This is a genomic window from Amycolatopsis sp. NPDC059235 (assembly GCF_042754125.1).
GTDB lineage: Bacteria > Actinomycetota > Actinomycetes > Mycobacteriales > Pseudonocardiaceae > Amycolatopsis > Amycolatopsis albidoflava.
The window spans coordinates 177,946-183,945 of sequence record NZ_JBHZAG010000001.1 but is presented as its reverse complement, the minus strand read 5'-3'; the positions used below and the strand labels follow the sequence as shown (position 1 = coordinate 183,945).

At 67.5% G+C, this 6,000-nt stretch carries 4 protein-coding genes, 2 tRNA genes and 1 pseudogene; 4 read left to right on the top strand and 3 right to left on the bottom strand.

The annotated features are described in order from the left end of the window. Positions 1–117: 117 nt before the first annotated feature. Positions 118–1,464 (top strand): trypsin-like peptidase domain-containing protein, encoded by a 1,347-nt coding sequence (locus tag ACFXI3_RS00845; protein ID WP_378397227.1) that lies wholly within the window; start codon positions 118–120, stop codon positions 1,462–1,464. A gap of 116 nt (positions 1,465–1,580) precedes the next feature. Here ACFXI3_RS00845 and ACFXI3_RS00840 read toward each other — a convergent pair whose 3' ends face one another. Then, entirely contained in the window at positions 1,581–1,967 is a 387-nt protein-coding gene (locus ACFXI3_RS00840) for a DUF3224 domain-containing protein (RefSeq protein ID WP_378397226.1), read from the bottom strand. Between the two features lie 73 nt (positions 1,968–2,040). Continuing rightward, positions 2,041–3,579: a helicase HerA-like domain-containing protein gene (locus tag ACFXI3_RS00835; protein ID WP_378397225.1), complete on the bottom strand. Its 1,539-nt coding sequence runs from the start codon at positions 3,577–3,579 to the stop codon at positions 2,041–2,043. Between the two features lie 118 nt (positions 3,580–3,697). Here ACFXI3_RS00835 and orn point away from each other — a divergent pair, with 118 nt between their 5' ends. From orn to ACFXI3_RS00820, 3 genes are all read left to right on the top strand, one after another. Continuing rightward, positions 3,698–4,306: an oligoribonuclease gene (gene orn / locus ACFXI3_RS00830; protein ID WP_344287297.1), complete on the top strand. Its 609-nt coding sequence runs from the start codon at positions 3,698–3,700 to the stop codon at positions 4,304–4,306. 75 nt (positions 4,307–4,381) lie between these two features. After that, a tRNA-His gene (locus tag ACFXI3_RS00825) sits at positions 4,382–4,454 on the top strand. A gap of 283 nt (positions 4,455–4,737) precedes the next feature. Beyond that, positions 4,738–4,810: transfer RNA gene (locus tag ACFXI3_RS00820), tRNA-Lys, on the top strand. 194 nt (positions 4,811–5,004) lie between these two features. On the opposite strand, the pseudogene ACFXI3_RS00815 reads toward ACFXI3_RS00820, so the two are convergent. Further along, positions 5,005–5,550 (bottom strand): annotated as a pseudogene (locus ACFXI3_RS00815) (site-specific integrase); the annotation flags it as partial. Positions 5,551–6,000: the final 450 nt, after the last annotated feature.

The window sequence follows — 6,000 nt, the reverse complement described above, 5'->3', positions numbered from 1 at the left end:
ACGGACGAGGATGCTCTTCCCAGCTGAGACCGGCTGAGAATTCTCAGCTGATTCTTCTCAGGAAAGCCTGAGGGTTTTCCACAGGCTGCTCATAAGCACGGGCGCGAGTCTGGGTTCATGACCGAGAACGAGAGCCGCCCCGGCCCCGCTGCCCCCGGTGGGCGCCAGCCGCACCAGAGCAGTGAGCAGTACCGCCAGTACCGGGCCGGGTCGAATCCGTTCGATGCCAACGCGGAGATGCCGCGTGGTGCTCAGCCCGTTCCGGCGATGCCGCAGCAGGGCGCGCAGCAAAGGCCGTCGGCGATCGATGGTGCACAGCCAGCGGCGGAGGGACCCGCGTGGCAACCGGTGCCGGGCAACGCGCAGACGCGCCTCAGTGTCACGGCGGGTCGGCCGGGTGCTGGCGAGCCGGTCGGGCCGAACAGCGCCCGGCAGCCTCAAGGAGCCGAACTGAGCGCTGCCCAGCGATCCCAGCCGGACGCCGCACGCCAATCCCAGCCGACCGCCGCCCAACAGTCCGGGCCGAACACCGCGCCCCCACCAAACCAGCACACTGCGCAGCACCAGCCCGGCACCCCGCACTACGGCCCGATGCCACAGCCCGCGCAGCCGCCCGCCGCTCTGGCGGGTCCGCGGAAGCGGCCCGGCCGCATGGCCGTCCTCGTCGGAGCCACCGCGCTGGCCGCAGCGCTCCTCGGTGGCGGTGCGGGTGCGGCGATTGTCGGGCTGAGCGGCGGTTCCAGCGGGTCCTCGACCACCGCGTCGTCTGCCGCCACTGGGCAGACCATCAGCAACACCACGGGTTCTGGGGACGTCAGCACCGTCGCGGCGAAGGTCGTGCCCAGTGTCGTTCAGGTCAACGTCACGACTGGGCGCGGCACGGCGATCGGGTCGGGCGTCATCCTCACCGCTGACGGCCGGATCCTCACCAACGCGCACGTCGTTCAGGGGGCGCAGACCGTCGCGGTCACCACGTCGGACGGCAAGAAGTACCAGGCCAATGTCGTCGGCTCGGACACCAAGAGCGACATCGCGGTGCTGCAGGCGCAGGGTGCGAGCGGACTCGCCCCTGCGACGCTCGGCGATTCGGGCAAGCTCGCCGTCGGGCAGCAGGTCATCGCGATCGGGTCGCCGGGCGGGCTGCAGAACACCGTCACCACCGGCATCGTCAGTGCGCTCAACCGGCCGCTGTCCGACGTCGGAGGCGGCGACGATCAGCAGAACTCGCCCTTCAACAGGCAGACCTCGAACGTCACCTCCGGCCCCAGCTACACCGCGATCCAGACCGACGCCTCGATCAACCAGGGCAACTCGGGCGGCGCGCTTGTCGACAGCCAGGGCCGGGTGATCGGCATCAACTCCGCGCTCTACAGCCCGAACTCCTCAGCGGGCAGCGTCGGGATCGGGTTCGCCATCCCGATCAACGACGCCAAGAAGATCGTCGACCAGATCGTGAACGGCTGACCGAAACTCCGGAGGCGGACCGCGGTCGGGGCGGCCCGCCTTCGCTCCTCACTCGGGACGGTGAGGAAACCTGGCCGCTCTCTCCGGGAATTCGGGGCCTGGAGAGAGCGGCTTTTTTACGCGCCCGGCAACTCGTAGACCAGCGTGAACGTGTGCTTGCCCGCGTCGTCGACGGCGATCTCGGCCGAACCGGAGATGCCAGCCAGCTCGTCCGTGCCCGAGCCGGGAAGCAGGACCAGCGACAGCCCCTCGTCCCCGGCCGTGTGCCGGAGGACGAAGCTTCCCTTTCGCCCGTCGACGGAGCCGGTGAAGCGCTCGAAGGCGACGTACGCGCGCGAAGTCTCGTTCGACGCCGTCAGCATCTCGACCCGGCTGGTCCCCTCGACCGCCCCGGTGAACGTCTTCTCGATCAGCACCTGCGCGAACGCCGTGCCACCAGCCTCGTCCTGCGCCTGCGGTTCCCATTTGTCCAGTTCGAACGCGGCGACGGCGGTACTGGTCATGCTGCTGCTCCTCTTCCGGAAACTCGATCAGGAACAGTCAACCGCGGATACCTGCCATCTCCTGTCAGGTATCTCAGCGCCGCCGGTTGCCGAACAGCCCGCGCGAGAACTCCCGTCCGAGCGAACTCGCCGCCGAGCGCATGAACGACTTCACCGCCGGGTTGCTCAACACCTGCGAGATCATCCCCGGCTCCTCCTTCTCCTGCTTGGGCGCAGCTGGCGCTTCAGGTTCGGCAGCCGGCGCGGAAGGCTCGGCCGGGGTGGCTTTGGCCGTCAACTTCTCGTACGCCGACTCCCGGTCGATCGTCTCCCCGTACTTCGCGTTCAGCTCCGACGACGTGACCGCCGCGCGGATCGCGTCCGCCCCGATCGACCCCATCTTCGACCGCGGCGCGCGCAACCGCGTCCACGCGACCGGCGTCGGCGCCCCGCGTTCGGACAGCACGGTGACGATCGCCTCGCCGATGCCCAGCGACGTCAACGCCGTCTCGAGGTCGTAGTGCGGCGACTTCGGATACGTCTTCACCGTGCGCGCCAACGCCTTCTGGTCGTCCGGAGTGAACGCGCGCAACGCGTGCTGCACCCGCGCGCCGAGCTGGGACAGCACGTTGTTCGGGATGTCGGTCGGCAGCTGCGTGCAGAAGAACACGCCGACGCCCTTCGACCGGATGAGCTTCACCGTCTGCTCGATCCGCTCCAGGAACGCCTTAGATGCTCCGGAGAACAGCAGATGCGCCTCGTCGAAGAAGAACACCAGCTTCGGCTGGTCGAGGTCGCCTTCCTCGGGCAACTCCTCGAACAGCTCGGCCAGCAGCCACATCAGAAAGGTCGAGAAGAGCGCCGGTTTAGACTGCAGGTTGTCCAGCTCCAGCAACGTGATGACGCCCTTGCCGTCCTGCTGGCGCATCAGATCGTGGACGTCCAGCTCGGGCTCGCCGAAGAACTCCTCGCCGCCCTGTGCCTCCAGATTGGACAGTGCACGCAGGATCACGCCCGCCGTCGCCGCCGACACCCCGCCGATGCCCTTGAGGTCTTCCTTGCCCTCGTCGCTGGTCAGATGCGTGATGACCGACCGCAGGTCCTTGGTGTCCAGCAAGGCGAGACCGCGCTGGTCGGCCCAGTGGAAAATCAGGCCGAGCGTCGATTCCTGCGTCTCGTTCAGCCCCAGCACCTTCGACAGCAGCACCGGCCCGAAGCTCGTGATCGTCGCGCGCACCGGGATCCCCGTGCCGCTGGTGCCCAGCGACAGGAACTGCACCGGACCCCCGGCTGGTGCCCAGTCGTCGCCCAGCTCCGCAGACCGTTTCGCGGTGCGGTCGCTCGCCTCGCCGGGCGCGGACAGCCCGGACAGGTCGCCCTTGACGTCGGCGAGCACCACCGGAACCCCGGCCGCGGACAGCTGTTCGGAGATCAACTGGAGCGTCTTGGTCTTGCCGGTGCCGGTCGCGCCCGCGACCAGGCCGTGCCGGTTCAACGTCGCCAGCGGCAGCCGGACCGCGGCCGACGCTTCCGTCTTCCCGTCGATCACCACCGCGCCCAGCTCGACGGCCGCCCCGTCGCTGACGTATCCCTGCGCGATCTCCGCCGCTGGTCCCGACGCTTGCTCGGCCACTGGCCGCACCTCGTTCCGAGTCCGAAATCACACCTCGTTGCACTGGCTGACCGAGCGTAACGCGCCGGAAGCCCAGGTGACGCCGCTGATATCCCCGTGTCGGGTTAGGGTGGTGCGGGTGAACGACCATCTTGTCTGGATCGACTGCGAGATGACGGGGCTCGACCTCGGCAAGGACGCGTTGATCGAAATAGCCGCGCTGGTGACCGACGCCGACCTGAACGTGCTGGGCGAGGGCGTCGACATCGTCATCCACGCCGACGACGCCGAGCTCGACGGCATGCCGCAGGTCGTCCACGACATGCACGCCAAGTCCGGCCTCACCGAAGAAGTCCGCGCCTCGACGACCACGCTGGCCGAGGCCGAGCAGCGCGTGCTGGAGTACATCCGCGAATGGGTGCCGGACCCGGCCAGCGCGCCGCTCGCCGGCAACTCGATCGCCACCGACCGCGGCTTCATCGCCCGCGACATGCCGGCGCTCGACAGCCACCTGCACTACCGGATGGTCGACGTGTCGTCGGTCAAGGAGCTCGTGCGCCGCTGGTACCCGCGGATCTACTACGCCAAGCCGGAGAAAGGCCTGGCCCACCGCGCGCTCGCGGACATCAAGGAGTCCGTCGGCGAACTCGAGTACTACCGCGCGATCGCCTTCGTCCCCCAGCCCGGTCCGACGAGCGACGAGGCCAAAGCCGCCGCCGCCGAAGTGCTGGAACGCCACCGAGGGTGACCCCCTGAAAAGCGCTCGCGGGCACCCGCTAGGATTGCTTCCAGCAAGGCGATCGCGAGATCTTTTTGCCAGATGGTGGCTATAGCTCAGCTGGTAGAGCACCTGGTTGTGGTCCAGGAGGTCGCGGGTTCGAGCCCCGTTAGCCACCCTTGCACCCCGGCTTCACCGAGATCCTTTTTCGGAGAAGCCGGGGTTTTGTCATTTTCGGGGTACGGTGGCAGTGCGGGTGTCGCGCAGGTCACTGCGTTGTCTCGCCTTACCCAGCTGCCGCCGGGTTGGCCGCTGCTGGCCGAGTTCACGGTGGGTCACCGCCGCTGACCAGGGCGATTGCCCCGGCGGACCGAAAAGGGGACCCCCCTGGAACGGGGCCTGAACGCCCTGCTAATCTTTTCCACGTCGCCGAGGGAAACCACAGCGGCGGGAAGCACCAAGCGCCATTAGCTCAATTGGCAGAGCAGCTGGCTCTTAACCAGCGGGTTCGGGGTTCGAGTCCCTGATGGCGCACCCTCACTCCCCAGGTTATCGGAAACGTTAACCTGGGGTTTTTGGTTTTCTGGAGGGATTTCTTCCGGTTCCGGACTGTCCATTGTGGTCGTTGGCGAGCCCGAGGCGAGCCCGAGACTTCGCGCCGACTTCCGGGGGATGATCGCCGCTGTCGCTTCCGCTGCCGCGAACGCCACTTGCGGCAGGACGGTCGTGTAGGTGTTGGACGTGATTGTGATCGAAGAATGCCGCAGCATCCGCTGCACCACCTTCATCTCCACCCCTGCAGCGAGCGCCAGTGTCGCCGCACCGTGGCGCAGATCGTGCAACCGGATCGGCGGCAACCCGGCCAGACGGCACAGCTCGTAGAACACGTCGGTCACAGACGCGGGATGCAAAGGACTGCCGTCCCATTGCGTGAAGGCCAGGTCATGTTCCTTCCACCGCGAACCGAGACGCGCCCGCTCAGCGTCCTGCACGGCCAGATGCCGTGCCAGCACCAGGGCGGTGTCCTGGTCGATCGCGACCGCGTTCACCGACTCGTCCGTCTTCGGCGGAGTCTCGCCGGTCTCCCAGCCCCACTGCACGATCTGGTTCGACACCCGCACCTCACCGGCGGCGAGATGGATATCCGAGCGCCGCTGCCCGCACGCCTCGCCCCGCCGCAACCCGATATGCGCGATCAGATGAAACAACGGATACAAAGGATGGTTGACCGCCACGTCGAGAAAACGGCCCGTCTGCTCCGGCGTCCAGACCATCACCGGACATGGAATCTTCCCCGTCCGCCGCCACTGCAGCACCCGCTCCGGCGTCCACACCAACGGCGTCCACCGTGCCTTCGCGGGAAGCTCCACCAACGACGCCACGTTCACCACCAACAGACCCTCCTTGGCCGGACGGTTCAGGCACGTCTTCAAGGTCCCGTTGATCCGGTGGATCGACGTGGGCCCGACCGGCCGCTGCCACTTCACCGCCGCGACCTTCCGCGGATCACCGCTCTCTCGGTAGACCGCGATCAGCTCGTTGTGCTCCTCGATCGCGTCGTACATCGCGTCCAGATGCCGCACCCGCAGCTTCCGCCGCCGCACCTGTCCCAGATGCGACCCCAGATACAACCGCACATGCGACTCGTAGGACCGGTAGGTGTTGCGCGAGACCTTTCCATGCTTCGCCGCCAGGAACCCCGCGAACTCCTCGGCCATCAACGG

Bases quoted from the DNA above. Each gene is read 5' to 3' on its own strand.
- ACFXI3_RS00845 (WP_378397227.1), top strand. From the start codon at position 118: ATGACCGAGAACGAGAGCCGCCCCGGCCCCGCTGCCCCCGGTGGGCGC.
- ACFXI3_RS00840 (WP_378397226.1), bottom strand. From the start codon at position 1,967: ATGACCAGTACCGCCGTCGCCGCGTTCGAACTGGACAAATGGGAACCG.